The following is a 255-nucleotide window of genomic DNA, read 5'->3' on the forward strand; positions in this document are numbered from 1 at the left end:
CGGCGGTAACGGTCACTTTGCTCGAACCGGCGCTCGCAGTCGTGCCTTTGGCGTTGACGGTGTAAACGTCTTGGCCTTTATTGCCGACTCCTTTAACCACGTCTTTGATGTTGGTACCGGCTGCAACCTCGGTACGGGCGGCGGCGCTTTGCTGTTTCAGCTGGCTGTAGTTGACGGCATCGGCGTCATCGGTACCGGCGGCTACGTTGGTTACTTTCTTGCTGGCGGCATTGATGCCTGACTTGATCACACTCG

1 pseudogene is annotated in these 255 nt (G+C 57.6%); it reads right to left on the reverse strand.

What is annotated here, in order from left to right:
• Positions 1-255: pseudogene (locus ACTHTJ_RS11025) on the reverse strand (hypothetical protein); the annotation flags it as partial.

Origin of the sequence: Neisseria sp. P0018.S001 (assembly GCF_051957355.1) — a bacterium.
GTDB classification, from domain to species: Bacteria; Pseudomonadota; Gammaproteobacteria; order Burkholderiales; family Neisseriaceae; genus Neisseria; species Neisseria subflava_A.